Here is a 26554-nt window from a genome sequence, read left to right as displayed (position 1 = left end):
GGTTCAATCGGCTCATGATTACTGCGACTTCTCCTCGTGCGGTGCGAGGCGCAACCTCGCCCGCAGCCAGTTCAGGCATTCCATTGCCTGCGGACGCGCTCCCCGTGAGGGAGCGTCGCTATTACACACCGCCACCTCGTCCGTTGGCCTCATGCGAACGCAAACGATCCGGCGAGGCACCGTATGGATTATCCACGCAAACCGCATGCCGGAATCTGATTGTGCTTACGGCCGGCCATAGCGGCCTGGGATTAAGCGTTATGACTGCCATGCTCGCTTGGGAGCTGAGCGTGCGAGGGCGTCGCTGCGCTTTGGTGGATGCGGATTTTGTAGGTGGCTGCCTTGACGTGCTGCTCGGCATGGAAAACGAGCCCGGACTGCGATTCAGCCAGGTGGATGCACCTCTGGGGCATCTTGATGGGGCTGCGCTGAACCATGAACTCATTGCGTGGGAAGGCGTGCGCGTGCTGCCCTACGACCCTTGGAACGCCAAACAGCCTGAATGGTGGGAAGTGCAGGCGGCGCTGCGGGCCTTAGCGCAGGTCAACGATGTGGTGCTTGTCGATGCCGGCCAGGGTGGTCTGATCGAAACGGTGACGGATTTGCGCGAGGGCCTGCACATTGTCGCCACGGAATTGTCCGTACTGGGTTTGGCGCGCACCAAAGCGCATCGGGCCAGGCTGGTGTCATGGGAATGTTCCACACCACATATTGTTGGCATTGAGCCGAGAGGTGCGCCGCGTGGCCGTGGCACGGTTACCATCGCCGAAGCACAGGATTATCTGACCACCTCGCTGTTTGGGCCCATCAAACCTAGTGTTGGTTTATGCGGCGATGTGTTGGAAGGGCTTGGCATTCGCTCTATAGCCAAAGGCAGTCGCAAAACCATCGCCATGCTCGCCGATCTGGTTGATACAACACTGTCAGGCAGTGAGAAAGACACGTCTGTGAGCGGGTGACGCACTATGCATGGCGAGGCAGAGCACACTATGACCTTCGGATTGTTGGACGAAGTTGTCCATGATCCGAAGGTCACGGATGTGGCAGTGACCTGTGATGGCCGAGTATGGGCAGACACAGGCGAAGGCATGCATGAGCATACGCTTAGTGTGCCGTTTCGCTCCGCCCGCGTAGTGCGCGAATACGCGGTGCAACTATGCGCCAGAATGGGACGGCGTTTGGATGATGCTTGCCCGATTGCAGACGCCTCCAGCGTGGATGGCGTGCGCGTGCACGCCGTTATCGCGCCATTGGTGCCCGAAGGAGCGGCTATCTCCATACGCTTGCCCGATCGCAGCAAGGCAACCCTGCCAGCGTTGCAGTCCGCGGGGATGTTCCCCGCATCGTGGCTGTCACTGCTGATTGGCTTGGTGCGGCGCAGGGCTTCGATATTGGTTACCGGCGGTACCGGTACAGGCAAAACCACCTTGGTCAAGGCGCTGCTTGCCCAGTGCGCACGTGATGAACGCATCGTTACCGTTGAGGAGATACGCGAATTGGGGGATATCGGGCATGCCAATCATGTATCGCTGGTGGCCAGAGAGGCGAATGTGGAAGGTGTTGGTGCCATCGGTCTGCCGGAATTAACGAAAGCCACCCTGCGCATGCGGCCTGATCGTGTGGTGCTTGGCGAATGCCGGGGCGAGGAAATCGCGGATCTGCTGCGGGCGTTCAATTCCGGCCACCATGGCGGCATGACCACATTGCACGCGGACAGTGTGGCTCGCGTGCCGGCCCGACTGGCGGCATTGGGGTTGCTGGCCGGTGTTGCCCCTCCTGCATTGGCTATGTTGGCGGCCGGGGCCTTTGATGTGGTGGTGCATCTCGAACGGGAGGCCGGGCATCGACGCATCGCGCAGATCGGCTGTTTGCGCGTCAACGATGATGCATTACACGGCGTGGCATTGGCGGATTGGGATGGCGGCGAAACCATCCGATACGCCGATGCATGGCAACAGTTCGCCACACAGTGGAGGTGAGAGACGAATGGCTGTGATCAGTGCGTTGATGATGGCGCTCGCCGTTACGCTTTGGCCGCAACGGCTGCGGAGCCTTGGGTGGTGCCGACGAACAAGGGATTTTTGGCAGCCGACATCCGGCGTAAGTGCACGACGCGGCGGGAATGGCGCGGTATTGAAGCGTGAGCAGGCCATCCCGAGGGGCATCGAGCAGGTACTTGCCTCGGCAATTGCCCGCATACGGGCCGGAAGCATGGTGGTGGAGGCGTTTGAAGAGCAGACGGGGCAGCCATTTGCTGGCAGAACACTCACTGTCGCTCGTTTGGCGGCATTGCTGGAACAACATCGCCTGCCAACCGAACGGCAGGCGCATGCGGTGCAGGTGGCCGCTGGACTGGCTTGTGCAGCGACAGTAAGCGAAGAACTTGGCTGCCGCGCCGTTCCATGCATGGAAGCCGTGTTGGAATCGTATCGGCAGCTGCGTCTGATGCGCGATTTGCAAGCGCAGGCGCTTGCCGTGCCTAAGGCTACGGTGGGGTTGCTCAGTGCATTGCCCGCCATCACCGTGGCATTGGGTGAATTGATGGGCGGCCGGCCTGTGTCGTTTCTGTTTGGCTCATCACGTGGCCTGGTCTGCTTGCTGCTGGGAATATGCTGCTATGTGGCGGGCTTGGCATGGATGCGCGCACTGATGGCACGACAACGGTGATTGTGACGGTGATGGTGATGTGGTGCTGCATGACTGCGATACTGACGGCCACATCGGCATGGCTGTCGATGCCTCGCCCTTGCAGGCGGTTGCCGGTTGCCGGGGATCGGATGATGCGTTCCCTGCCGAAGGAAGTCTGGCCCATGCTGGTGTTGCGCATGGTGGAGGTGGCGCTGCAGCAAGGCGTGCCGATTCCCAGGGTCTTGATAGTGGTGGGTGATGCCATGGGCGGGGCAACGGGCTGCCGTATCGCCTCGGTGGGTGTTGCGCTGCATCGTGGCGTTCCTTGGCGTGAGGCATGGCGGTCGGCTAGGGGAGAGGCATTGGCGCACGGCGACGGACAGGCGGATGACGTAGACGAAGCACTCCTGGACATATTGGACGACGCATTGGCATCGTCATGGTTGCATGGCGATGCTCCGACAATTCGATTGCAGACCGCGATCGAGCAGTGGCATAAGGATCAACGTGCGGCAATTGAACAGCGTGCGGCGCGTTTAAGCGTCACGCTGTTGCTGCCCACGGGGCTGTGCTTTTTGCCGGCATTCGTACTTATCGGCGTGATACCGATCATTGCATCGTTCATGGCGTAGGCGATGGCTTGCTGCCATGTTCGGCTTATCTGCGCGACGATGTCACAACGATTTGCGGTTATCCACATGTGTTGTGGACGACACTCCGGGGTGTGGATAACCTACCAAGCTCGATGCACATACCGTGAACTGCCGTGACTGCGCGGCAATGAAGTCTCACAGTGGAACGTATCTCCCAGCCCACACGGCAGGGGGAAGGCGACATGACGTAGCCACTGCCTGCTTGCAAGGGACGCAGCGGCGCTGTCTGCCGCACTCCACAAACCAACAGAAAGGAACACCGATGAACACCCCAATACCCGTCAATGTCGATGGGACGGCCGGCATTGTTGCGCACAGCAGAGCACGGATGCTTGAACTGACTGATGCAGCCAGAAGACGATTATGCATGATGGATGCCCGCGTGCGCACTCTGATGGCCGAGCCCGAAGAGGGCGCGGCCACCGCCGAATATGCGGTGGTGCTGGTTGCGGCCACAGGATTCGCCGCCGTGCTGGCCACTATCGTCAAATCGGATGCGATTAAAACACTGCTGACCAACCTCATCAAAAAAGCATTGAACGTCGGGTGATTGCTATGCGTCTGCGTCTTTGCCTTGCGCGATGTGCCGGAATCGCACAGCTGGAAACCGGCGCGGCTACGGCGGAGTTCGCGTTGGTACTGCCCAGTGTTGTGGCTGTTGCCGGCATAGTACTGGTGCTTGGGCGTGCGGTGGTGACTTCCATGGACTGCCAGAGTGCGGCGACTGCCGCTGCTCGTGCTCTGGTGGTGGAAGACGAAGAGGCTGCTCGGTTGGCGGCGGCGCAGATTGTTGGCAGCAACGTCGATATGAACATCGGCCAGGGCGAACAGACCGTGCATGTCACGGTCACTTGCCCTGTAGGAGTGTCTGGACTGATGAACCTGACACCACTGCATGTTACCGGCGAAGCTGTGGCCATACGGCAATAGGCAGCCGGCAGACGAAAGGAGTACGGCGATGAGCGCGCAGCAATGGGAGGAAGGCTCCGGCACCATGGCCGGCGCCATATTGGTTATGGTCGTTGGAATAATGCTGGCAATCGTCGCCTGCGCTGGCAATCTGCTGATATGCCAGAATCGGGCGCGCTCCCTTGCTGATCTCATCGCCCTCCAATCCGCCACCGCTTTCTGGCAAGGCGATACCGCTGATCCCTGCGCGTTTGCAGCCGGTCTGGCACGCGCCAACGATATTCGATTGTCTGGCTGCGAGGTCAATGGTGATGATGTGCGCCTGGCCGTGGAAGTTCCGACTGCGGTACCCATCGCTCCCTATGTGGAACGAACCGCGCTCGCCGGGCCGGTGGAATGTGTGAAGGAGACGATTATGAGCAGTAATGTGCTGGCCGCTGGCGGGCCTTCGCCATAATTGGCTATGGTGAAACCATGAGTGGCATAAGAGAGAACCGTCATGTCGTGGCCATGGTGGGTAACCCCACCTCGGATAAAGGCCGCGGTGCCAAAGTCGATGCGCAGGTGCTTGATCTACTTGAGCACAGCGGTGAACAGTATGGATTCGATGTCGTGGATCTCACCGGTTCCAGTTTCGATGATTCGCTGGCCCGCGCTCGCGAACATGCAGGGGAATACGATTATCTGGTGGTGGTCGGCGGTGACGGCATGGTGGGGCTTGGCGCGAATGCCGTCGGATTCAGCGGCAAACCCTTAGGGATTGTGGCGATTGGTTCAGGCAACGACTTCGCACGTGGTCTCAAGCTGCCGATTAATCGTGTGGAAACCTCGGTTGAAGGCATCGTCGGAGCTATGGTGTGTGGCTCCCATATCGATGTGGACATGGGTCGAGTCACCTCACTGGAAGGCGGGTACGCGGTTGATCCAAGCACCGGCCGCGAGTACGAACAGGTGGCGGACGCAGGCGAAACGCATCCCATTGATCGGTACTATGCCGGCATGTTGTCGTGCGGATTGGATGCCAGCATCAACGATTACGCCAATCATTCGCATCTGCCCAATGGAACGGTGCGCTATATGGTTGGTGTGCTGGTGAAGCTGACGCATATGGCCAGTTACGGATATCACGTCAAAGCCACACTGGCTGATGGATCGACGGATGAACGGGATATCATCTCGCCGATGCTGACGGTTGCGAATTCGCGGTATGTCGGCGGTGGCATCGCGGTCTGCCCATATTCATGCCTCGACGATGGTCTGCTGGACTTGGTGTGGTTGGAACATATGCCCAATGTCAAGGAATGCGCCGTGGCTCTGTCGAACGCTTATAACGGACGTTTGCTCGCCTCGCAGGTGTTCGGCTGGGAGCGTGTGAGCGAAATCGAGATCACCCGTGCCGAAAGCGGCACCGAACCGCCGATCCTGATGGCGGATGGCGAATATGTCGGATGCCTGCCGGTCAGGGTTTCGATGCAGAGACGCGCCCTGCGCGTGCTGGTGCCTCCTGCGGTGGCCGCACAAAGCGACGAAAGCGAACAACTGACCCTAGAGGCGATACGCCGTGACGGGCGTGATCCGTTGACAGGGCGTTTTGTGTAACGTTGACCAACGCTGCCGAACGATTGTCGCACAGTTGTTGATCGCTTGCCGATCGGTATTGCCAAGTCAGCCGATGTAGTCGTCGATGTGCAATGTCTGGGCGATAACCTGCTTCAACGTGTCGTCGCTGATGTTCTGATGCGAACGGATCAGGGAGATCAGTCCGACGATCAACGTGAAGAATGTTTCATGCACATTGGTGATCGGTAGTCCATGCAGCTGCTCGAAATCCCGCACGGTGGTGTTGCCGATGTAGTCGGCGATGCGGTCCGCGGCCCGGTCGATGAACTTGATATACAGTTCGGCGTTGCCATCCTGCACCATGCGGTTGGAGAATGGGCTTTCGTCCGCGATCAGTGCACGCAGCAGACGCACCATATCGTCAAGGGCCTTGTTGATATTGCCGGTTTCGCGGTTTTGATTCCAATGCTCCAGCTTGGTGAGAATCTCGTCGATCACATCATCCAGCACGGCATCGGCCACGGCATCTTTGTCGGCGAAATAGTGGTAGAACAGCGAGCGTGTCATCCCCACCTTATCTGCTATGTCCGAAACGGTGATTTTGGAGAAGCCCTTGTCCAGGCAAATGCTGCGTGCAGCACGCACGATGGCTTCCCGTCGGGCATCGGCGCGATTGGTGCGGCGCGCTTCGTTGTCGTTCATGGCATCTCCTCGGCATTGATACGGCATGAGTGCAGTTGACAATATGTTAATACGTGTTTGTTAGCGAGGGCAAGGTAGGTTAGTAGCTATGGCTTTGGCACTATATCGACGTTACCGTCCCGACACCTTTGAAGGGGTGATTGGGCAGGATCAGGCGGAGCCGTTAAGCAGACAGCCCGGTGGGCTGTCTGTAGGCGACGCCGAATCGCGACAGCGATGAGGCAATGTAACAGTATGGTGACGGTCACAGGACGGAAAGTGAGATAGCGATGGCATTGGCGTTGTACCGCAGGTACAGACCTGACACCTTTGAGGGAGTGATTGGGCAGGATCAAGTCACCATTCCTTTAATGCGTGCCTTGGATGAGGGCAAGCTGACGCATGCCTATCTGTTTTCGGGGCCGCGCGGCTGTGGCAAAACCAGTTCTGCGCGCATTCTGGCGCGCTGCGTGAACTGCGCGAAAGGCCCCACGTCGCATCCTTGCGGCGAATGCGCAAGCTGCAAGGATCTGGCTACGGGAGGCCCGGGATCCATCGACGTGGTGGAGATCGACGCCGCCAGCCATAACGGTGTGGATGACGCCCGCGAACTGCGCGAACGCGCCGGATTCGCCCCAGCCCGTGACCGCTACAAAATTTTCATTCTCGACGAGGCGCATATGGTCACCCAGCAGGGGTTCAACGCGCTGCTCAAAATCGTCGAGGAACCGCCCGAACATGTGATGTTTATCTTCGCCACCACCGAACCGGATAAGGTGATCGGCACGATTCGCTCTCGCACGCACCACTATCCGTTCCGCTTGGTGCCGCAGGAGGTTATGGGGCCGTATCTGGAGACCATTTGTGCCAAGGAGGGCATCAGCCCGGAACCTGGCGTGCTCAAACTGGCCATGCGTGCCGGCGGCGGTTCCATGCGCGATACGCTTTCCGTGCTTGACCAGCTGATGGTTGGCTCGGTCAAGGGCGTCATCACCCATGATGCCGCTGTGGCATTGCTGGGATTCACACCAGAGGCGTTGATTGGCGAGGCTTTGGATGCGGTAATCGACCGTAATGGCGAAGCTCTGTATGGCGTAATCCAGAAGGTCGTGGTCGGCGGATTCGACCCGCGTCGTTTTGTGGAAGACTTGCTGGCCCGCGTCCGTGATTTGCTGGTGCTCACCTTGGCCGGCGATAAGGCCGAGTCAGTGCTGTCGGACACCGCAGAAGCCGAGGATTTGGACGATTTGCATCGCCAGGCGGCAGCTTTTGGGCTGGGCGCTCTTACCGCCATGGCGGATATTATCAACACCACATTGGGTGCGATGACCGGGGCGATATCCCCACGTATGCGTCTTGAACTGTTGGCCGCACGTCTGCTGGCCGGTGCTGAGTCGGGCTTTGCGTCCGCTGGTGTCGCCCCGGCCGGTGTGTCTGGTTCTTCAACTGGCGCAGGTGCAGGCCAGGCTAGTGGTGATGCTCAAGCTGGCTCTTCGGCATCTGGGGCCGCTGCCGGTGGCTTCGCTGGTGCGTCCCGCGGCGGTTTCGTCGGCGCCTCTCATGGCGGGTTCTCGGGCGCGCAGCGCAACCAGCGGCCTCAGCCGTCACCGTCACCAACAGCGGCTGCGCCGGCTGTGCCAGTAGCCGCTTCGCAGGTTTCGGGCTCCGCTGTGCACACTGGTGCCGTTGCGCCTACTGGTACTGCTCCCGCTGCTTCCCCCACTTCTGCCGGTGCTGCTGCGCCCGCTATGCCTGCTGCGCCCAGTATGGCTACTGTTCCCAATGCGGGGCAGCAGGGTGGCAAACCTGCCGTTGCAGATTCTCGCACGGTGGACGAGCAATGGGATGCCGCCGTGGCGGCCATGCCATCGGCGATTCGTGAATACGTATCGCGTGACAAAGTGCCCGTCATCTCGTTCGGCCCCAACCGCAAGGGTGTGCCATGCGTGTCGCTGACATTCGATCAGCCGTTGAGTCAGCACGCCTTCGCGCTCGCTGTGGATACCGACAGCGGCAGAAAAGCCTCGGCTGTGGTTATCGATGCGGTCAGACAGCAGTTTGGTGCCAATGTCAGCATCGCTCCCACCCCGACGGCAGCGAATGGCGAACGTGTGGAACCGGTTAGCCGCATGAGCCCCGAGCAGAAAGCCAAGGTCAAGCAGCAGATCGCCATGGCCAAGGCTGGTTTGGCGGTCTCCAATTTGGGGGCCAGCTTGGGCGTGCGCACGGGCGGAGAGCCGGCATCACCAAAATCACCGGCCGCAGGAGCGAGCGAGGATGCTGACGACAATCACCGAGCCGGTGTAGCCGCCGCGCCCACAAGTGCTGGCACATCTGGCGGCTCATGGCCTGATGTTGACGACCCATGGGCCAAACCGTTGCCCACAGCGGCCAAGCAAGCTGCTGAACCACACCCGCACAAGCATGTGGCGGTTCCCGATGTCAGCGATGGCATTGACCCGTGGGCGACACCATCTACGGAATCGCCAGCAGTCCCGGCCACTGGTGTTTCGACTGGTAATTCCACTGGGATGGCGTCCGGCGGAGCGAAGACAGCCGATAGTTCCCCTGATCCATGGAGCCAACCGCAACCCGGCAATTCCCCTGCAACGGATCCTTGGAGTCAGCCGCAACCATCAGCACCGGTAGCATCCCAGCCGTCGTCCCAGGCTCAGCCATCCATCGCTCAGCCGTTGGACGACCCGTGGAACCAACCCATGAGCAGCGCGCCCGCGTCGGCAGACCCGTGGAATCAGCCTGCCGGTGGAATGTCTGCATCCGCGGATCCATGGAGCCAACCGCAGCAGCCAATCGCGCCGCCGGAACCTAATGATCCATGGAACCAGCCTCAGCCACCGGCAGCAGCGCCGCAGCAATCCAATGATCCGTGGAGTCAGCCGCAGCCATCCCAGCCGCAGCCATCTCGTCCGCAGCAATCGGCCCCTGCGTCTGCTGAACCTGACCCATGGAGCGCAGGCCAGTCGCCGCAGCAGCCGAATAATCGGCCGCAGGTTGCCGCTGAGGATGACGAGTACTCGATGAACGACCAGTCGCTGGGCGAAGCCACGGCTATGGATCTGGACAGTCTCAAGAAAATGTTTGAGGTCAAGAAGGTCGAGGAATTTGCAGCGGACGACCCCAAGAACCCGAAGAACATTCAGCCGGCTAAGAAACACACGGATGAATAGGCAAACACGAGACGAATAGACAAGTAAAGGAGATTCCACATGGCACTGGCCTATGACGGCGCCATTCAACGACTGATCGACGCGTTCGGACGACTACCTGGTGTCGGCCCGAAAGGAGCGCAGCGCATCGCATTCTACCTGTTGTCCGCATCCGAAGACGAGACGCGGGACTTGGCCGAAGCCATTGAAGAAGTCAAGGCGAAGGTGCGCTTCTGTGACATCTGCGGCAACGTCTGCGAAACCAGCCCGTGCCCGATTTGCGCCGACCCGAGGCGCGATCACAGCGTAATCTGTGTGATCGAAGAGCCCAAGGATGTGATGAGCATCGAACGCACGCGCGAATACCGCGGGCTCTACCATGTGCTGGGCGGTGCCATCAACCCCATGGCCAACGTAGGGCCGAGCGATCTGAACATTCCCGGACTGCTCAAAAGGCTTGAAAACGGCGAAGTCAGCGAAGTCATCCTGGCTCTCGACCCGAACATCGAAGGGGAGGCCACCACCAGCTACCTCACCCAACTGCTCAGGCCCGTGGGCGTCAAGATAACACGATTGGCCAGCGGCTTGCCTGTCGGCTCCGATCTGGAATACGCCGACGAAATCACCCTGTCTCGTGCCTTGGCTGGCCGACGAGAGGCCTGAACATCCAAAACGCCCGCGCACGGCCGGCCATAGGCCTTATTCCGTATGCTGGGCGAAGCGGAACCTATGGCAACGGCTCATCCCTATAATTGGGCCGTTCGCGTACAATATAACGCAATTCCCCCAAAGAGAAACAGAAGGACAGCAGTGGCTCTTATCGTGCAGAAGTACGGCGGCTCTTCGGTGGCCGATCCGGAATCCATCAAACGTGTGGCCAGGCGTGTCGTTGAGACCAAGAAAAAGGGCAATTCGGTGGCCGTGGTGGTCTCCGCCATGGGCGACACCACCGACGATCTGATCGATCAGGCCCTCAGCATCGACTCCAACCCGCCCGAGCGCGAAATGGACATGCTGATGACGGCAGGCGAACGCATTTCCATGAGCCTGCTGGCCATGGCCATCCATGCCGCAGGCGATCGCGCTCATTCCTTCACCGGACAGCAGGCGGGCTTCTTCACCGATGCACGCTACGGCGCAGCACATATCAAGTCCGTCAAGCCCGACCGCGTGAAGAACGCACTGTCTCTGGGAGACGTGGCCATTGTCGCCGGCTTCCAAGGCATCAACGCCAAGGGGGACGCCACCACGCTGGGCCGTGGCGGCTCCGACACCTCCGCTGTGGCGCTTGCTGTGGCGCTCGGCGCCGACATCTGCGAGATTTACACGGACGTGGATGGCGTGTTCACCGCCGATCCGCGCATTGTACCCACCGCGCGCCGCATCCCTTACATCGGCTACGACTCCATCTTGGAGATGGCCAGCTGCGGCTCCAAGGTACTGGCCCTCCGCTGTGTGGAATACGCGCAGCGTTTCAATATGCCACTGCATGTGCGCTCTTCGTTCTCCCATCGTCCGGGCACGCTGATTGTGCCCGACGGCGTCGATCCGCGCACGCTGCCGAACCTCGACTGAGACAAACCAGACAACCAATCCGTAACGCAAGATAAGGCTTAGAAATGACTGAAGAAGAAGCAAAGTCCATGGGTGATCTGTTCCCCGACCTCGGCCCCGAGGCACCCGTCATCTCCGGTGTGGCCCATGATCGCTCCGAAGCGCTTGCCACTGTGCGTGGCGTGCCGAACGAGCCGGGCATGGCCGCCAAGGTGTTCGGCGAACTGGCCACCGCCGGCGTCAACGTGGATATGATCGTGCAGGCCGGTGCCTCCGTGGGCACCGCGGACATCTCCTTCACCGTGCCGGAAGCTTCCGTCAAGCAGGTGCAGGATGTGCTGCTCGACAAGCAGGATGTGCTTGGTTATCACTCCTTCGACGTGGACACCAACGTCGGCAAGGTGGCCGTGGTAGGCGTCGGCATGAAGACGCACTCCGGTCTTGCCGCCAAGTTCTTCACCGCGCTGAGCGACAAGGGCATCAACGTGCTGATGATTTCCACCTCTGAGATTCGTATTGCCGCTCTGGTGCCGCTGGATCAGCTCAACGACGCCGTCAAGGCGCTGCACACCGCATACGGCCTTGACGCCGACCAGGTGGAAGCCGTGGTCTACGGCGGCACCGGTCGCTGACGCTACTCTGTCCTTCCGAGCGGAGTACCATCTCCGTCATTCCGAGCGAAGCGTAGCGGAGTCGAGGAATCTTGAACTGTTGCTATCCGAAGGCATCGGAGGAGAGATTCTCAGAATGACGGATGATATGAGTGAGGGGCGGGAACATGGTTCCCGCCCCTCACTCATATACGCTGCTGTGCTTTTACTTCTTGGTGATGTAGCCCAGAGCCTTGAGCATTTCGGCGCTTTCCAGTGCGCCACCGGCGGCACCACGCAGCGTGTTGTGCGCGAGTCCGACGAACTTGTAATCAAAGATTGAATCCTTGCGCAGACGTCCGATGGAGACACCCATGCCACCCTCGTAGTCCACATCGAGCTTGACCTGCGGACGATCGTCTTCGGTCAAATACTGGATGAACTGCTTAGGAGCGTGCGGCAGGCCAAGGCGAGCAGCCTCGGAGGTGTAGTTCACCAAGCGGTCGATCAGCTCTTCCTTGGTGACTTCCTTGCCGAAGTTGATGAACACGGTGGCGGTGTGGCCGTTGAGCACGGGCACACGAATGCACTGCGAAGTGATCTTCAGCGGGCCGTCGAACGGCACGATCTCGCCCTTGGCCTCGTCCACATGGCCGAACACCTTCAGCGGTTCCTTCTCGCTCTTCTCCTCTTCACCGGAGATGAACGGAATGATGTTGCCCTCCATCTCGGGCCAGTCGGCGAAGGTCTTGCCCGCACCGGAAATCGCCTGATAGGTGCTCACCACCACTTCGCGCGGTTCAAACTCCTTCCACGCGGCCAGCGCCGGCGTGTAGGCCTGAATCGAGCAGTTCGGCTTGACGGCGATGAAGCCGCGCGTGGTGCCCAGGCGTTCGCGCTGGTGCTTGATGACCTCATAGTGCTCTGGGTTGATCTCCGGCACCACCATCGGCACATCCGGAGTCCAACGATGTGCGGAGTTGTTGGAGACAACCGGGGTTTCCGTCTTGGCGTATTCCTCTTCGATGGCGCGAATCTCGGCCTTCGGCATGTTCACGGCGGAGAACACGAAGTCGACGTCCTTGACGACATCCTCCACGTCGGCCACGTTCTTGACCACCATGTTCTTGACGAACTGCGGCATCGGCGTTTCCATCTTCCAACGGCCGCCGATGGCCTCCTCATAGGTTTTGCCCGCGGAATGCGCGGAAGCGGCCAAAGTGACCACTTCGAACCACGGATGATTCTCCAGCAGCGTGACGAAACGCTGGCCGACCATACCGGTGGCACCAAGAATGCCGACCTTGAGTTTTTCGGACATGATTACCTCTGAAATCCTTTGGCTGATGTGTTATGGGTGAATGGTCTTACGTGGTCGTACCTCAAGACACGCACGTTGTTCCATGGTACGTAATCAGCCCAACATCGCGCGAGCCAACTTTCATATGCTGGCCGATGCGGCCGGGCCGACGACTACACTGGTAGCCATGTCGATCGCATCGCAGGAAGCGCAGCAGCAGCTTGACCGTATCGTGGCCTTGGGGTATCCGGACGTGGCGGATATGTCCGCCGCGGCTTTCCGCGCACTTGCCAGGCCACTGATTGAGGCGCTTGAGCACTGCGATCTGGGGGCGAATATTCTGTTGGTGCCCACGCGTGAGCTGGTCAGCCCCGAATCGCTGATTGCCAGAACCTCCATCAATCGCATGGCCGGTTTCACTACCATGCCCCCGCGCGATATCGCCAGCTTCCTGCCGCAGGATGGCTTCGAACCTCCCGAAGGGCCGTTCTATTTGGTGGTCGATCCGCATACCGGCACCTGCTATGTCAATCGCGAGCCCGATGTGGCCCGCAAGCTCATCGATTCCGACGAACGCCTGCCGCTTACCCTGGAGGAGGGCCTGGCCATCGCCACCCAGCATCCTGATTGGCTGATGATCAAGAACGGATTCAATCTGCTTGGCTCGCGTTCGGCGGATGGCCGTGTGCCCAGCATTTGGATGAGCCAAAACGCTCCACGCCTGGGCGCTGTGTGGCCCAATTCGCGCCATACATGGCTCGGTGCCGCCTACTGCCAGTCGCGCCGAGGCATCAGCCTGTTCCGCTAACGCGCAGGCACCATCCGATTTCACCGACAATTCACCACTCGCTTTCGCCCACTTGCGGCCAAGGCTTTAGAGTGGAGCCATGACAAGCTTGCGCTTCCGCGACGATGGCACCTTCCGCGTGCTGCAGATGGCCGATATTCAAGACAAGCCTGAGGTCGATGCCGACACCATCCGATTGATTCGGGAGGCGATCGCACAGGCCGACCCCGATTTAGTGGTGTTCACCGGTGATCAGATTCGCGGCTACGACCCCGCCTATATCGACACATTCCTGCGCCGCCGAGGCGAGGAGCCCGGGGCGCGTGTGCGGTTGATCACCGAAATCGAAGCCAGACTGCATGGCATCAAGCGCCGCGAACGGGCACGGGAACTGATGGATGAGACCCGCGTGAAAGTCCGCCGCACCTTCGCCGGATTTTTGGGGCCGATTATCGAAGCGGGCGTACCGTTTGCCGCCACCTACGGCAACCATGACTTCCAGTGCGGCATCCTCACCGACGAACAGGATGATATCTATCGCGAATTTCCCGGCTGCCTGAACCCGCCGTCATTCACCGGCCCCCTAGCGTTGGAAAGCGGCACGTTCGCGCTACCCATCGCCTCGTCAACCAATCCGAACCGCATCGCCATGAGCGTGATGATGGTCAATTCCGGCGACTACGCCGACACCAATACTCCCGACGAGCGCGACGGCCAATACCCTGCCTACGTAGTCAATTCGCGCGGGCTCGACTTGGCGGATTCCGACGGATACGGCACGCCAAGCGCCGAGGCCATCCAATGGCTCAAGGACGTGCAGAAGGAACTTGGCTGGCGCAATGGCGACGGCAAACCCGTGCCGGCCATCGCTTTCCAGCACATTCCACCGCAGGAATTCTACGACCTCTTACAAGAGGTGCCAGCCTGGACACCGAATGCCGTCGAAGGCGCACGCACACACGCCGGCCACACGTATGTGCTCAACCAAGAACTCTGCCGCCCCGGTTCCCGCTTGGGCGAAGCCATCGGTTGCGCGGACGAGAATATTGGCGAGGTTGAGGCGCTTAGCGAAGCCGGTGGCTATTTCGCGCTATTCTGCGGGCATGACCACAAGAACGCCTTTGTGGGCCACGCGCACGGCATCGATTTGGGCTACGCGCCCACCTGCGGATTTGAATGCTACGGGCCCAAATCGCGCTACCGCGGCATCCGCCTGTTCGAATTCCATGAAAGCAATCCCGCAGGCTATGTCACGCGCATGCTGACCTGGGGCGACCTGGTGGGCCGGTACTCCAGCAACGAGGTGCGCGTTTGGTTTGAGGACCATTGCATCACCGATGCCATCGGCATGCGCAACGAGCTGCGCCGCCCGCAGGTATTCGCCGTGCTTGCCGGGGCCATGTCGATCGGTTTTCTGACGGCGATCCACGCCGTGGTGAAGGCGAACCGGCCGCAAAGAGCCGGCAGCACAACCCAAAACCGCCATTAGGCGAACGTTTGCGCCAATGTTGCCGTGCCGGGCCTGTAGGATGTTACGTGCAAGTTAATAATGCGCGGAAATACCGGTGAGACCGGCGCGCACAACCCCACAGTAAAGGAGGAACAATGGGTCAGGATCAATCATCCGTGTTTGATCTCGCGGCTGTTGCCGCAGCGTCCAATGGAGGGAACAACGACCCGCTGCTGCCTCCGGCACGCTTCATCGGCGAGCCCCAGAAGCCCAGCCGCATGCCGTACAACAAGTACGCCGCCTACGACAAGCAGGTGCCGTTCGACTATCCGGAGCGCACCTGGCCGGGCAAGCGCCTTCAGCGTGCCCCGCGCTGGTGCTCCGTCGATCTGCGCGACGGCAACCAGGCACTGGTCAACCCGATGGATTCCGAACGCAAGCTGCGGTTCTGGAACCTTTTGGTGTCGATGGGCTTCAAGGAGATCGAGGTGGGCTTCCCCTCGGCTTCCGAAACCGACTTTGACTTCATTCGTATGCTGATCGAGCGTGAGCTGATCCCCGATGATGTGACCATCGTGGTGCTCACCCAGTGTCGCGAACACTTGATTCACCGCACCTACGAAGCGCTGCGCGGTGCCAAGCGCGCCATCGTGCACTTCTACAACTCCGTGTCCGTGCTGCAGCGCGAAGTGGTGTTCAAGAAGAACAAGGAAGAGATCAAGAAGCTCGCCACCGACGCCGCCGCGCTGTGCAAGAAGCTTGAGGGCGACGCCAAGGGCATCGACCTGTACTACGAGTATTCACCCGAATCCTTCACCGGCACCGAGCCGGAGTACGCGGTCGAGGTGTGCAACGCCGTGATCAACGTGATCAAGCCCACGCCCGAACGCCCGATGATCATCAACCTGCCTGCCACCGTCGAGATGACCACGCCGAACGTGTTCGCCGACGAGGTGGAGTACGTCTCCACGCATCTTGAGGATCGCGATTCCGTGGTGCTCTCCCTGCACCCGCACAACGACGAGGGCATGGGCGTGGCCGCCACCGAGCTCGGCATCCTCGCCGGTGCTGATCGCATCGAAGGCTGCCTGCTGGGCAACGGCGAACGCACCGGCAACGTCGATCTGGTCACGCTGGGCCTGAACATGCTCACCCAGGGCATCGACCCGCAGATCGACTACTCGAACGTGCCCGAAATCCGCAAGACCGTCGAATACTGCAACCAGATCAAGATCTCCGAGCGCCACCCCTACGCGGGCAACTTCGTGTTCACCGCGTTCTCCGGTTCGCATCAGGACGCCATCAAGAAGGGCCTTGAGGCCCGTCAGGTGGCCGCCGACCGCGCCGGCGCCGATCTGGACAACTTCGTGTGGCTGGTGCCCTACCTGCCGATCGACCCGAAGGATATCGGCCGCACCTATGAGGCCATCATCCGCGTCAACTCGCAGTCCGGCAAGGGCGGCATGGCCTACCTGCTCAAGACCAACCACAATCTCGACCTGCCCAAGCGCCTGCAGGTGGAATTCGACAAGATCGTGCAGAAGTTCGCCGACGACACCAAGAAGGAAGTCAAGGACGAAGACATCTGGCGTCTGTTCAAGGACGAGTACCTGCCGGTCGAACAGTCCGGCATGACCGCCGCCGGCGTGGTGGTGGGCGATACCCACGACGAGACGCTTGCTCCGTGGGGCCGTCTCAAGCTGCTCAAAGTGTCCGTCAGCTCCGGCGAGGACGGTTCCGACACCGTACTCAAGGCCAAGCTGCTTGACCGCGGCATGAACGTCGGCGAGGACGAGCCGGTAGAGCGCGAAGTCTCCGGCATCGGCAACGGCCCGATCGCCGCCTTCCTCAACGCCATCTCCAACTTTGGCGTGGAAGCTTCGGTTATGGATTACGTGGAGCACACCATGTCCGTCGGCACCGACGCCATGGCTGCCTCCTACGTCGAATGCCAGGTTGGCGAGGCCGATAATACTCAGATTGTCTGGGGCGTGGGCATCGACTCCTCCATCACCACTTCCGCACTGAAGTCGATTATCTCCGCCATCAACCGTAGCCAGCGCGCCCGCTGATAGCTGTTACGGCTGCATACAATATCGCCCGCCTCCCCTTGCTGGGGAAGCGGGCGTATTGTTTTTACCGATTCAATCAGCTTGCCGCATGAACCACCTATTGCGCACTTTGCTGCTCTAGCGAAGGTGCGTTATCCAAACCGGTTGATGAATCGTTGGGCAGGCCCGGTTCATCTGACGAAGTGCCGTTGCCACCGGAATTTGGCGTATCGGTAGTGCCATTGTCGCTGCTGGGCGGCGTATAGTTCGGGCATGCAGTGGAGAAGCTCGGATTCGCCTCGCATTGCTGAGTGATATCCTGCTGCGACTGCGACCCATTCGTATTGGTAGCGCCGTCGCTGGTGCCCTCTGAACCATTGGCGGTGCTTTCGCCGTTACCATTGGTCTGTTCTTCTTCAGTGCTCTGCTCGCCTTCAGACTGCGTGGTATTGGAGTAGACGCTTCCGCCTCCCAGTCCCCACGTGCCGTCAGAACCACCGATTTTGCCGTCGTCAGTGGCGGTGGGGAACTGTTCGACTTCGGTGCCCTCCAAGGCCTTTGACATGTACTCGGTGAACAGGTGCGCCGGATAGCCGGTGGAGGAGACGCCGTAGCCCGAGAATGCGGGAACAACCTGCGGATTGCCGTTCTCATCCGGGTTCCAAATCGCCCACACATTCATCAGGCTGGGCGTGTATCCCACGAAGGACGCGGCGTTCTCATCATTGGCGGTACCGGACTTGCCGGCCACCGGGCGGCCCAGCGTGGTGGAAACGCCAGCGGCGGTGCCGTAGGTGGTGGTGCCCTGCATGGCCTTCTGCACCAGCGCGCAATCGTTGGCGTCGAACACCTGCTTGCCTTCGGTGGAGGCGGTGTAGACGTCCTGGCCGTTGGAATCCTGCACCTTATTGACCATATGCAGCATATGCTTCACGCCATTGGCTGCGATGGTCGAGTGCCCCTGCGCCAAATCCCACACGGTCAGGGCGTTAATGCCCAGCACGTTGTAGGGGGAGGTCTCGTCGATATCGCCTTCGATGCCCGCCTCATGTGCAATGGCCGCCGTGCGCTGCGGTGTCAGGTGCTCGTTGACATTCATAAACACCGTATTCACCGAATTCGCAGTGGCCTGGTAGAGGTCGATATTGCCGAAGTTGTTTTCCAACGCGTTGTTCACTTCGTTGGAAATGCCAGAGAAATGTTGATGTGAATTGCCGTTGAACAGCGTATTGAAATTCACGCCCTCCTGCGCGGCGCCCAGCAGGGCGAAGGGTTTCATGGTGGAGCCCGGCTCGAACACCGCCTGATCGGCGTTATTGAGCTGTTTGGTCAGGTAGTCGCTGCCGGCATACACCGACACCACGGCACCGGTTTTGGGCTCGACGGCGATGCCGCCCACCTGCAGGGTGGAAGGCATGTCTTCCAAGCGCACATCGCCGACTGCCTGCATCACATCCTGCTTGGCCTTGTCGATGGTGGTGACGATCTTATAGCCGCCGGTTGCCAGATCCTCCTTGGTGAACGCCTTCGACTGCACCAGCTCGCGCTGCACCATATCCAGCAGATAGCCGTTGGCGCCGGCGTAGTCGTTCTGTTGCGCCACGGGCTGGGTTTCAGGGAAGGAGGCTTCGGAGTGCTCCTGCGCGGTGATATAGCCGTCCTCCTCCATGATGTTCAGCACACGTTCGAATCGCTGCTGGGCCATCTTGGGATCATCCGCCGGATCCCAGGTGGAAGGCGCGGGGATGATGCCGGCGATCATAGCCGCCTCGGAGAGCGTCAGATCCTTGGCATCCTTGTTGAAGTAGGCTTTGGCGGCGGCTTGGATGCCGTAGGAATTGCGGCCCAGATAAATGGTGTTCATGTAATTGCACAGCACCTCGTCCTTGGACTCGGTCTGTGCAATCTTCAGCGCCAGAATCGCTTCGCGTGCCTTGCCTACATACGAGGTGGTTTCGCCCAAGTAGTAACGCTCGGCGTACTGCTGGGTGATGGTGGAGCCGCCTTGGCGCGAGCCGGTGGTGATATTGGTCCACAGCGCACGTAGGATGCCCTTCAAATCCACACCGCTATCGGTGTAGAAGGTGCGGTTCTCCGAGGCTACGATGGCTTGGCCCAGATAGTCGGGCAGGGCGTCGCAGCTGATGATCTCACGATTCTGCTCGGCATAATCGCCAATCGGCGTGGTGCCGTCGGCGTAATACACGGTGGTTTTTTCCGACAGCGCGAACTTTTCGGGCGGCGGCACCTCGGTGGTGGCATACAGATAAGCGAACGCTGCGACACCGGCGATCAGGGCAAGCGCGATTAGGCCGCCGAACACGCCCAGCACCCATGCGAGGATGCGATGCTTTTTCTTACCGCCGTTCTTCTTATGGTTGCGGGGCCTGTTTGGGCTCGCGTGTGAGGCGCGGTGTGCACCGCCACTTCTTCTGGTTGTGCCTGCGACTCGTGCGCTGGCATAGGATGAGCTGCCTGTGGCGCGCGTGGTACTGCTGTGTGCGCTGCGAACCCGCCTGGTAGCGGGGTTGGCTGCATGCGCATGTACGCGACGTGTATAGGACATGCCTCCCACCGTAACCGCTGGCCCTGAAAAACGATTGCCTTCTATAGCGCTAGAAGTGAAAAAATCGTTGATTTACGCCGAATTCACACAATTGGGCATGTTGCTGAATATTGTCTGCGTACCCGCTGCACGCGTCGCACCCCCAGATATATAGAACCGGACCGACGCGCGAGACGGCGTCGGTCCGGGGGTGCTGTACACTAGGTAGAGCCTCCACGCGGCGCTATGTCACCCAACTCCCCCAGGGCAGGAATGCAGCAAGGGTAAGTGGCCTCTGACGGGTGCGTGGGGGTTTTCTATTTTTGTGCGGCTTGCCAGCTCAGCCTTCGTGCTCGGCGGCGAGCTTGGTTTCCAGCTGGGCGACGATGCGCTCGTGCATCTTCTCGTCGATTTTGACCTTGAGCAGGAACACAACCAGGCTCAGCACGATGCCGGCGAGCGGCAGATAGTAAGCGCAGGTTTTGAACGTGGCGATATTCGCCGGGGTCATGTCGCTGGCGGTGGCGGAGCCCACCATGCCGGCGGCGACGGCCACGAATCCGACGATGCCGTTGGACAGTGCGCCGGCGATCTTGTCAAGCATCGGTCGCACGGACAGTGTCACCGCCTCGTTGCGATGGCCGGTTTTGAGCTGTCCGTACTCGATGGAATCGGTCATCGACAGAATCGCGGTCATCTGAATGGTTTGCGCCGGGCAATAGAACAGCACCAGCGCCGCGATGACCAGCGGCAGTCGGGTGGAGCCGACGATGAACAGCGCGTAGCCGGCGATCATCAGGCACATGCCGGCCACATACAGCCAGCGGCGTGGAATGCGGCGGTTGAGCACGGGGTAGAGGGGAGTGGTGATCAGGCCGGTGATCACGGGGATGATGCCGGCGATGGAGAAGCTGTCGGGCATGCCCAGCACATATTTGAACTGATAGAACAGCACGCCCGTGGTGGCCACGTTGGCGATCGAATACAGCACGTAGCTCAGCGCCACCCACAGCAGCTGGTCGTTGCGGGCGATGGCACGGAAGGCGTCGATGGGGTTGCCGCCCGCCGCTTCGGTGCGCAGCTTGCTCTGGTTTTCGCGAGTACCGAAGGCCACGGTCCATGCGGTGATCAGGCCGAGCAGTGCCACGATGATGGCGAAGCAGGCCCAACCGGTGCGCCCCTGCTCCCACTGCCCGGTGAATTTCCAGGTGAACCAGCTGACCGTGGGCACAACGATAACGGTGATGCCGTTATAGCCGATCGAACCGGTGAACGTGCCCAGCGAAGTGTAGATGCCGCGTTCGCGCGAATCGGAGGAGATGGCCGGAATCATGCCCCAGTAGGAGATGTCGCGCAGTGAGTAGATCACGTCGAGCGCGATGAACACGATGACGAACAGCACCATGAAAGCCGTGGTGTTCACGTCCACCAGTCCGAAGAGGCCGGTGAACACCATAACCAGCAGTATGGCAGGCACCAGGCCGCCGATGAACTGCCATGGGCGGAAGCGGCCCCAGCGGCTGTTCGTGTTGTCCACAAGGTTGCCGAGCAGCGGGTCGAGGAAGATTTCTGCGATGCGGATGATCACCACCAGCGAAGTGATGATGGCGATCATACGGGCGGCGAGTGCGCGATCCACGTTGATGAACAATGCGGTGGTCACGTAGGTGATGAAGAACGTGCTCATCGTGTTGTAGAACGCGGCTTGGCCGAGGTTGCCGAAGGCGTAGGCGATGCGTTGCGCAAGATTGGTGCGCTGGGTGCCCGTCGCCGCCTTGTCTGGTGATTCGCCGGATAGTTGCGGCGTCTGATTGTCGTTCATGTCAAGGGCCTCCTTGCTGCCTTCCGTGACGTAAGACCGTCGTGGTCTTACGAAAAAGTATAAGTATTTATCAAAATAAGTAAAGTTATTTACCTTACGGCGCGTCGCGTTGTGTTGTAAGGGGTATAGCAGTTATTTGCTTGTGTGACAAGGAATCTATATATGAGCGAACAATAGTTACGTAGATGGTGCTTTTGTTGTTTATTGGACTGTTGGACGCGCGATAGTTGCGTAATTTAGTAAAGTAATTTATTATCTCAAGTAAAGAACAACCGTAGGCGTTCTTTACTGCGACGACAATGACGCGACGCGCCATCCCTCTGCGCAACGTACCGAATATGGCCCCACACGAAAGGCAAGCCCATGGCACAGGCGACATCCTCATCATCCGCGACTTCTTCAATCGCATTAACTTCCTCCGCTCCAAAACCCGCATGGCTAATCGATCCGCGCGTGTTCGCAGTGAACCGGCTCGCCGCTCACAGTGATCATGAGCTGTTCGCCGGCGCGCCGAGGGACGGTGAGCATGGCAATCTCAAGCAAAGCCTCGACGGCGAATGGCGTGTGCGTGTTGTGCCGGCTGCCGTCGATCATTTCCCTGACTGTCTGACTGCTTGTCTGCGTGGCGATCAGTGCGCTGGCGATATGCAAGACGCCCAAGACGCTGGCAATTCCAGCGATGCCGGGGATGTTGGTGATTCCGGCGAGGTCGGTGGCCGCGGCAACTCGTCATGGGCGCGTATCGCAGTGCCGTCCCATCTGGAAACCGCAGGACTGCTGACCCCGCAATACGTGAATGTGCAGTATCCGTGGGATGGGCATGAGAATCCGCAAGCGCCGAATATCCCCGACAACAACCATGTGGCCATCTATCGTCGCGACTTCGAACCGGTCGGGCAGATTGCCGAGGCCGTGCGCGAAGGCAGGGGCGTCACATTGACATTCCATGGCGCGGCCACCGCAATCTACGTATGGTTGAACGGCCGGTTTATCGGCTATGCGGAGGATTCATTCACACCCAGCGAATTCGACGTTGCCGATGCGCTGCAAGCCGGCAACAATACGCTGGTCGTGGCCTGCTATGAGCATTCGTCCGCCAGCTGGCTGGAAGACCAGGACTTTTGGCGACTGCACGGCCTGTTCCGCTCCGTGGAACTCACCGCCATACCCGCCGCACACGTTGAAGATCTTGCCGTCGACGCCGACTGGGATCCAGGCGCCGGTTGTGGCCTGCTGAACCTGACCGCCCGCATCCAGCACCCTGAATATGCCAGTCGTGCCACCATCACCCTGATTGCGCCCGACGGCGTTATCGCTTGGGAAACCACCTGCGCCAGTACTGCGACGTTGCACGCCGAAACTAGGATCGACGAAGCGTTGCCATGGAGCGCTGAGGATCCCAACCTGTACACGCTAACCGTCAGCCTGCATACCGACGATGGACAGACGGTCGAAACATCGCGCGCCCGCGTCGGCTTCCGTCGTTTCGCCATCGTAGGCGGCATTATGATGCTCAACGGCAAACGCATCGTATTCAAAGGCGTCAACCGGCACGAATTCGACGCCCACCGAGGCCGGGCCGTCACCGAAGACGATATGCTCTGGGACATTCGCTTCCTCAAGCGGCACAATATCAACGCTGTGCGCACCAGCCACTACCCCAACCAAAGCCGGTGGATCGAACTGTGCGACGAATATGGCGTCTACGTTATCGACGAGGCGAATCTCGAAACCCACGGCAGCTGGAACAGCCCGGGCGACATTCCGGTCGGCACCTCTATCCCCGGCGACGACCCCGCATGGCAAGGTGCATGCCTCGACCGAATGGACAGCATGATTCTGCGCGATCGCAACCATCCCAGCGTGCTGATCTGGTCGCTCGGCAACGAATCCTACGCCGGCGAAGTCATCCGCCAGATGGGCGATCGCGCCCGCGAACTCGATCCCGGCCGCCCGGTGCACTACGAAGGTGTGCAGTGGAAGCCCGAATACAAGCCGGTCAGCGACATCGAAAGCCGCATGTACGCCAAGCCCGCCGACATCATCGACTATCTGGAACATAATCCTGCCAAACCGTTCATTTCCTGCGAATATTCGCATGCCATGGGCAACTCCTGCGGCGGACTGAACGAATACGTCGCGCTGGAATCCTACCCGCACTATCAGGGCGGTTTCATCTGGGACTATATCGATCAGGGACTTGCGCGCCCCAGCGGTGATCCGGCAAACGCCGGTGGCGAGGAATTCACCATCGGCGGCGACTGGGGTGACCGGCCCACCGACTACGAATTCGCCGGCAACGGCATCGTATTCGCCGACCGCACGCCCAGCCCCAAAGCGCAGGAAGTCAAGCAACTGTACGCGAACGTGCGCATCACCCCTGATAGCCGAGGCGTGACCATCGAAAACCGCAACCTATTCACTTCGACCGGTGGCTACCTGTTCACCGCGCGACTTTTGGAGGATGGCCGCGAAACCTGGCATGCGGACTATCGTTTCGACGTGCCCGCCGGTGCCACGCAACGTCACGACATCGCCTTCCCCGCACCCTCTGCAACCACTCGCGAAGTCACCTATGAGGTCGATCAGCGTCTTGCACAGGCCACTGATTGGGCACCGGCCGGATACGAACTGGCGTTCGGCCAGCTCAGTGGCATCCTCAGCGGCATCGTCAATACTGCAGCCACTTTGGGCGTCGAATCCATTGCCGAAGCTGGCGATACCGCCCGTATCACACTTGGGCGTTGGAATGCCGGCATGCGCCTCGGCGACGAGGAGATTCTGATGTCGCGCACCCAAGGCGGCATCGTGTCGTGGAAGAAGGACGGGCGGCAGATGGTTGTGCGCCGGCCTGACCTCGTCACCTTCCGGCCGCTAACTGATAACGATCGAGGCAATCGCTCCGGCTATGAGCGCTCGGCATGGTTCGCCGCCGGCCGATACGCCACGGTTGAACGAACTGACATCGATCGCGACGGCGACGGAATGAAAGCCGAATACCTGTATCGGCTCGCCGATCCCGACCACACGCCCGTGATCGTCACTTGGCATATCGGCGCGGATATGCGCGTGCGACTGACCGCCACCTACCCTGGCATCTCGGAGCAGAGCGAGCGCGTGTCCGCTTTGCCGGCGTTCGGCATCGAATGGGAACTGCCTGCGGCCTACGACCGCTTGTGCTGGTACGGCCTAGGGCCGGAGGAAACCTACCGCGATCGCAAGTGCGGCGGCAAACTGGGCATTTGGCAGTCCACGGCCAGCGGCTCATTCGCACCATATCTGATGGCGCAGGAATCCGGCAGCCATGAAGGCGTGCGCTGGATCGAAGCACTCGACGAACACGGGCACGGCATCCGTGCCAGCCGGTGCGATGAACAGCCGCTGGCCGCCAGCCTGCTGCCATGGGATACCTACACCATCGAAGCGGCGCGTCGCCCGATGGATTTGCCCAAATCTCGCCACAACTATCTGCGACTTTTGACCGGCCAGATGGGTGTCGGAGGCGACGACTCCTGGGGCGCTCCTGTCCATGCTGCCTACCAGTTGCCGGCCGACCAGTCGCTGGCGCTTGATGTGACCCTCGAACTGGTGTAATCGGTAAGGAAACCGACGATAATACAGCCGGTGCTGTGACCTGACTTGATGCCAATCAGGTCACAGCACCGGCTTTTGCGACGTTTATGGTGTTTATGGCTTATGCTGTTTTCGTCGTTAGCGGCGGGGAACAAAACTGCCGCGCACCACCAATTCGGTTGACAGCAGCACATGCCGACGCACCTTGCGCTCATGGCGCAAGCCATCAACCAGCGTGGACAGTGCCGTGCGCGCCAACTCCCGCTGATCAATCGCATACGAACTCAACGCCGGCGACGTATACCGCGCAATCGACTGATTGTTGATGCTGATCACCGCCATATCATCCGGCACGCGTACGCCGGCAGCATTCATCGCCTGCAATGCGCCCACCGCCAACACATCGGCGGCGACAATCAAACCATCCGGCATCGCATTGCGGTGCTCGGCGATGATGCGCTCGCCCAGCGCCCGGCCATTATCCACAGTGAACAGGCCTTCGGCATACACCAGCCCTTCGGTGTCGAGCTGCAAACGCTCCGACCAATTGCGGAACGCCAGCGTACGGATGTCTTCGGGATACGAATGCAGGCCCATAATGCTGCCCACGCCCCCCAGAAAGGCGATATGTGTGCGTCCGGCAGCCATCAGCGCATCCAAAGCATCCAGCATCGTCTGCGACAGGTCAGGCTGCACCGAATCGAACAGGGCCGGTGCCGGATTCGTATCCACACACACGCCGTGCGGCAGTGCGTCGTGCAACGCCTCCAGCTCCTTGCGTGGGAATGTGGTTGCACCCAGCGTGACGAATCCATCGAATGCCGTCGCCCGATCGGTCAGCTCCTGCGGTGATGCGACGAAAGTCAACGGCTCGAAGCCCATATCATCGGCGCATTGCTTGAACACATCACGCAGTTCGGCGAAATACGCGTCCTGCAGCTCCTCGCCCGAAGGCGGCGCATCCAATACGGCGATTGAGGGGCGGAAAGCGCCACCGTAGCCTAATTCGACGCATGCCTGCATAATGCGCCGACGCGTCTCATCCTTGATCGACAGCGTATCGTCACCATTCAGCAGCCTCGACACCGTGCTCGGCGACACTCCGGCGAGCTGCGCCACCTGTTTGCGAGTTGCCACCGTGCACCCCTTTCCTTAGCAAAGCCTGAATCACTATCGTTACCATGGTCACCATACCGCCCATCGTTGTCCGGTGTCGCCCAACGCCATGTTCGTCAGGGAAGAAGCGTATAATCGCCGCGTTTTATCGCACAAGAGAGAAAAGAA

The 26554-nt window shown here is 60.1% G+C and carries 21 protein-coding genes and 1 other RNA gene; 17 read left to right on the top strand and 5 right to left on the bottom strand.

Annotated features, from left to right (window positions below; all coding sequences use genetic code 11):
- Positions 1 to 14 precede the first annotated feature (14 nt).
- The 8 genes from G1C95_RS02625 (at position 15) to G1C95_RS02590 (ending at position 5789) form a co-directional block, all read left to right on the top strand.
- Positions 15 to 959 (top strand): P-loop NTPase, encoded by a 945-nt coding sequence (locus tag G1C95_RS02625; protein ID WP_169171361.1) that lies wholly within the window; start codon positions 15 to 17, stop codon positions 957 to 959.
- A 30-nt stretch (positions 960 to 989) separates the two neighbouring features.
- Positions 990 to 1979 carry a TadA family conjugal transfer-associated ATPase gene (locus tag G1C95_RS02620; protein ID WP_169171360.1) on the top strand — a complete coding sequence of 330 codons (990 nt, stop codon included), beginning with the start codon at positions 990 to 992 and terminating at the stop codon, positions 1977 to 1979.
- Positions 1980 to 1986: 7 nt separating this feature from the next.
- On the top strand, positions 1987 to 2667 hold the full coding sequence (locus tag G1C95_RS02615) for a type II secretion system F family protein (RefSeq protein WP_277348156.1): 681 nt from the start codon (positions 1987 to 1989) through the stop codon (positions 2665 to 2667).
- Entirely contained in the window at positions 2634 to 3260 is a 627-nt protein-coding gene (locus tag G1C95_RS02610; protein WP_240947376.1) for a hypothetical protein, read from the top strand. Before G1C95_RS02615 ends, G1C95_RS02610 begins: the two co-directional genes overlap by 34 nt.
- A 283-nt stretch (positions 3261 to 3543) precedes the next feature.
- Positions 3544 to 3831 carry a DUF4244 domain-containing protein gene (locus G1C95_RS02605; protein ID WP_169171359.1) on the top strand — a complete coding sequence of 96 codons (288 nt, stop codon included), beginning with the start codon at positions 3544 to 3546 and terminating at the stop codon, positions 3829 to 3831.
- 5 nt (positions 3832 to 3836) lie between these two features.
- Entirely contained in the window at positions 3837 to 4211 is a 375-nt protein-coding gene (locus G1C95_RS02600) for a TadE family type IV pilus minor pilin (RefSeq protein ID WP_169171358.1), read from the top strand.
- Between the two features lie 28 nt (positions 4212 to 4239).
- Positions 4240 to 4647 (top strand): Rv3654c family TadE-like protein, encoded by a 408-nt coding sequence (locus G1C95_RS02595; protein WP_169171357.1) that lies wholly within the window; start codon positions 4240 to 4242, stop codon positions 4645 to 4647.
- Between the two features lie 17 nt (positions 4648 to 4664).
- Positions 4665 to 5789 (top strand): diacylglycerol/lipid kinase family protein, encoded by a 1125-nt coding sequence (locus G1C95_RS02590; protein WP_169171356.1) that lies wholly within the window; start codon positions 4665 to 4667, stop codon positions 5787 to 5789.
- A 66-nt stretch (positions 5790 to 5855) separates the two neighbouring features.
- On the opposite strand, the gene G1C95_RS02585 is transcribed toward G1C95_RS02590, so the two are convergent.
- Entirely contained in the window at positions 5856 to 6452 is a 597-nt protein-coding gene (locus G1C95_RS02585; protein ID WP_169171355.1) for a TetR/AcrR family transcriptional regulator, read from the bottom strand.
- 269 nt (positions 6453 to 6721) lie between these two features.
- Between G1C95_RS02585 and G1C95_RS02580 the strand changes: the two genes are divergently transcribed.
- The 4 genes from G1C95_RS02580 (at position 6722) to G1C95_RS02565 (ending at position 11784) form a co-directional block, all read left to right on the top strand.
- A complete protein-coding gene (locus G1C95_RS02580; protein WP_169171354.1) occupies positions 6722 to 9619 on the top strand; it encodes a DNA polymerase III subunit gamma and tau in 2898 nt (965 codons plus the stop codon).
- A 39-nt stretch (positions 9620 to 9658) separates the two neighbouring features.
- Complete coding sequence (gene recR, locus G1C95_RS02575; protein WP_169171353.1) at positions 9659 to 10261, top strand: recombination mediator RecR; 603 nt, start codon at positions 9659 to 9661, stop codon at positions 10259 to 10261.
- Between the two features lie 147 nt (positions 10262 to 10408).
- On the top strand, positions 10409 to 11173 hold the full coding sequence (locus G1C95_RS02570; RefSeq protein ID WP_169171352.1) for an aspartate kinase: 765 nt from the start codon (positions 10409 to 10411) through the stop codon (positions 11171 to 11173).
- Positions 11174 to 11217: 44 nt separating this feature from the next.
- Entirely contained in the window at positions 11218 to 11784 is a 567-nt protein-coding gene (locus G1C95_RS02565; protein WP_169171351.1) for an ACT domain-containing protein, read from the top strand.
- Between the two features lie 184 nt (positions 11785 to 11968).
- On the opposite strand, the gene asd is transcribed toward G1C95_RS02565, so the two are convergent.
- Complete coding sequence (gene asd, locus G1C95_RS02560; RefSeq protein ID WP_169171350.1) at positions 11969 to 13063, bottom strand: aspartate-semialdehyde dehydrogenase; 1095 nt, start codon at positions 13061 to 13063, stop codon at positions 11969 to 11971.
- 166 nt (positions 13064 to 13229) lie between these two features.
- Between asd and G1C95_RS02555 the strand changes: the two genes are divergently transcribed.
- The 3 genes from G1C95_RS02555 to leuA all read left to right on the top strand — a co-directional run bounded on the left by G1C95_RS02555 (position 13230) and on the right by leuA (position 17351).
- Positions 13230 to 13850, top strand: coding sequence for a DUF5701 family protein (locus G1C95_RS02555; RefSeq protein ID WP_169171516.1), 621 nt, complete (start codon positions 13230 to 13232; stop codon positions 13848 to 13850).
- 79 nt (positions 13851 to 13929) lie between these two features.
- Positions 13930 to 15318: a metallophosphoesterase family protein gene (locus G1C95_RS02550; protein ID WP_169171349.1), complete on the top strand. Its 1389-nt coding sequence runs from the start codon at positions 13930 to 13932 to the stop codon at positions 15316 to 15318.
- A gap of 116 nt (positions 15319 to 15434) precedes the next feature.
- Positions 15435 to 17351 carry a 2-isopropylmalate synthase gene (gene leuA, locus G1C95_RS02545; RefSeq protein ID WP_169171348.1) on the top strand — a complete coding sequence of 639 codons (1917 nt, stop codon included), beginning with the start codon at positions 15435 to 15437 and terminating at the stop codon, positions 17349 to 17351.
- Between the two features lie 97 nt (positions 17352 to 17448).
- Here leuA and G1C95_RS02540 read toward each other — a convergent pair whose 3' ends face one another.
- Complete coding sequence (locus G1C95_RS02540) at positions 17449 to 19662, bottom strand: transglycosylase domain-containing protein (RefSeq protein ID WP_335341397.1); 2214 nt, start codon at positions 19660 to 19662, stop codon at positions 17449 to 17451.
- 438 nt (positions 19663 to 20100) lie between these two features.
- On the opposite strand from G1C95_RS02540, the gene ffs reads away from it, so the two are divergent.
- Positions 20101 to 20197: signal recognition particle sRNA small type (ffs, locus tag G1C95_RS02535), an RNA gene on the top strand.
- Positions 20198 to 20215: 18 nt separating this feature from the next.
- On the opposite strand, the gene G1C95_RS02530 is transcribed toward ffs, so the two are convergent.
- A complete protein-coding gene (locus G1C95_RS02530) occupies positions 20216 to 21697 on the bottom strand; it encodes a glycoside-pentoside-hexuronide (GPH):cation symporter (protein ID WP_169171346.1) in 1482 nt (493 codons plus the stop codon).
- Between the two features lie 363 nt (positions 21698 to 22060).
- Between G1C95_RS02530 and lacZ the strand changes: the two genes are divergently transcribed.
- Positions 22061 to 25291 carry a beta-galactosidase, LacZ type gene (gene lacZ / locus G1C95_RS02525; RefSeq protein ID WP_169171345.1) on the top strand — a complete coding sequence of 1077 codons (3231 nt, stop codon included), beginning with the start codon at positions 22061 to 22063 and terminating at the stop codon, positions 25289 to 25291.
- Between the two features lie 117 nt (positions 25292 to 25408).
- Here lacZ and G1C95_RS02520 read toward each other — a convergent pair whose 3' ends face one another.
- Positions 25409 to 26407 carry a LacI family DNA-binding transcriptional regulator gene (locus G1C95_RS02520; RefSeq protein WP_169171344.1) on the bottom strand — a complete coding sequence of 333 codons (999 nt, stop codon included), beginning with the start codon at positions 26405 to 26407 and terminating at the stop codon, positions 25409 to 25411.
- Between the last annotated feature and the right edge of the window lie 147 nt (positions 26408 to 26554).

Origin of the sequence: Bifidobacterium oedipodis (assembly GCF_012932425.1) — a bacterium.
Classification (GTDB): Bacteria; Actinomycetota; Actinomycetes; order Actinomycetales; family Bifidobacteriaceae; genus Bifidobacterium; species Bifidobacterium oedipodis.
The sequence above is the reverse complement of the archived record's forward strand: the minus strand, read 5'-3'. Positions and strand labels throughout refer to the sequence as shown.

Coding starts and splice junctions, on each gene's coding strand:
- G1C95_RS02625 (WP_169171361.1), top strand. CDS start 15: ATGATTACTGCGACTTCTCCTCGTGCGGTGCGAGGCGCAACCTCGCCC.
- G1C95_RS02620 (WP_169171360.1), top strand. CDS start 990: ATGACCTTCGGATTGTTGGACGAAGTTGTCCATGATCCGAAGGTCACG.
- G1C95_RS02615 (WP_277348156.1), top strand. CDS start 1,987: ATGGCTGTGATCAGTGCGTTGATGATGGCGCTCGCCGTTACGCTTTGG.
- G1C95_RS02610 (WP_240947376.1), top strand. CDS start 2,634: ATGGATGCGCGCACTGATGGCACGACAACGGTGATTGTGACGGTGATG.
- G1C95_RS02605 (WP_169171359.1), top strand. CDS start 3,544: ATGAACACCCCAATACCCGTCAATGTCGATGGGACGGCCGGCATTGTT.
- G1C95_RS02600 (WP_169171358.1), top strand. CDS start 3,837: ATGCGTCTGCGTCTTTGCCTTGCGCGATGTGCCGGAATCGCACAGCTG.
- G1C95_RS02595 (WP_169171357.1), top strand. CDS start 4,240: ATGAGCGCGCAGCAATGGGAGGAAGGCTCCGGCACCATGGCCGGCGCC.
- G1C95_RS02590 (WP_169171356.1), top strand. CDS start 4,665: ATGAGTGGCATAAGAGAGAACCGTCATGTCGTGGCCATGGTGGGTAAC.
- G1C95_RS02585 (WP_169171355.1), bottom strand. CDS start 6,452: ATGAACGACAACGAAGCGCGCCGCACCAATCGCGCCGATGCCCGACGG.
- G1C95_RS02580 (WP_169171354.1), top strand. CDS start 6,722: ATGGCATTGGCGTTGTACCGCAGGTACAGACCTGACACCTTTGAGGGA.
- recR (WP_169171353.1), top strand. CDS start 9,659: ATGGCACTGGCCTATGACGGCGCCATTCAACGACTGATCGACGCGTTC.
- G1C95_RS02565 (WP_169171351.1), top strand. CDS start 11,218: ATGACTGAAGAAGAAGCAAAGTCCATGGGTGATCTGTTCCCCGACCTC.
- asd (WP_169171350.1), bottom strand. CDS start 13,063: ATGTCCGAAAAACTCAAGGTCGGCATTCTTGGTGCCACCGGTATGGTC.
- G1C95_RS02555 (WP_169171516.1), top strand. CDS start 13,230: ATGTCGATCGCATCGCAGGAAGCGCAGCAGCAGCTTGACCGTATCGTG.
- G1C95_RS02550 (WP_169171349.1), top strand. CDS start 13,930: ATGACAAGCTTGCGCTTCCGCGACGATGGCACCTTCCGCGTGCTGCAG.
- leuA (WP_169171348.1), top strand. CDS start 15,435: ATGGGTCAGGATCAATCATCCGTGTTTGATCTCGCGGCTGTTGCCGCA.
- G1C95_RS02530 (WP_169171346.1), bottom strand. CDS start 21,697: ATGAACGACAATCAGACGCCGCAACTATCCGGCGAATCACCAGACAAG.
- lacZ (WP_169171345.1), top strand. CDS start 22,061: ATGGCACAGGCGACATCCTCATCATCCGCGACTTCTTCAATCGCATTA.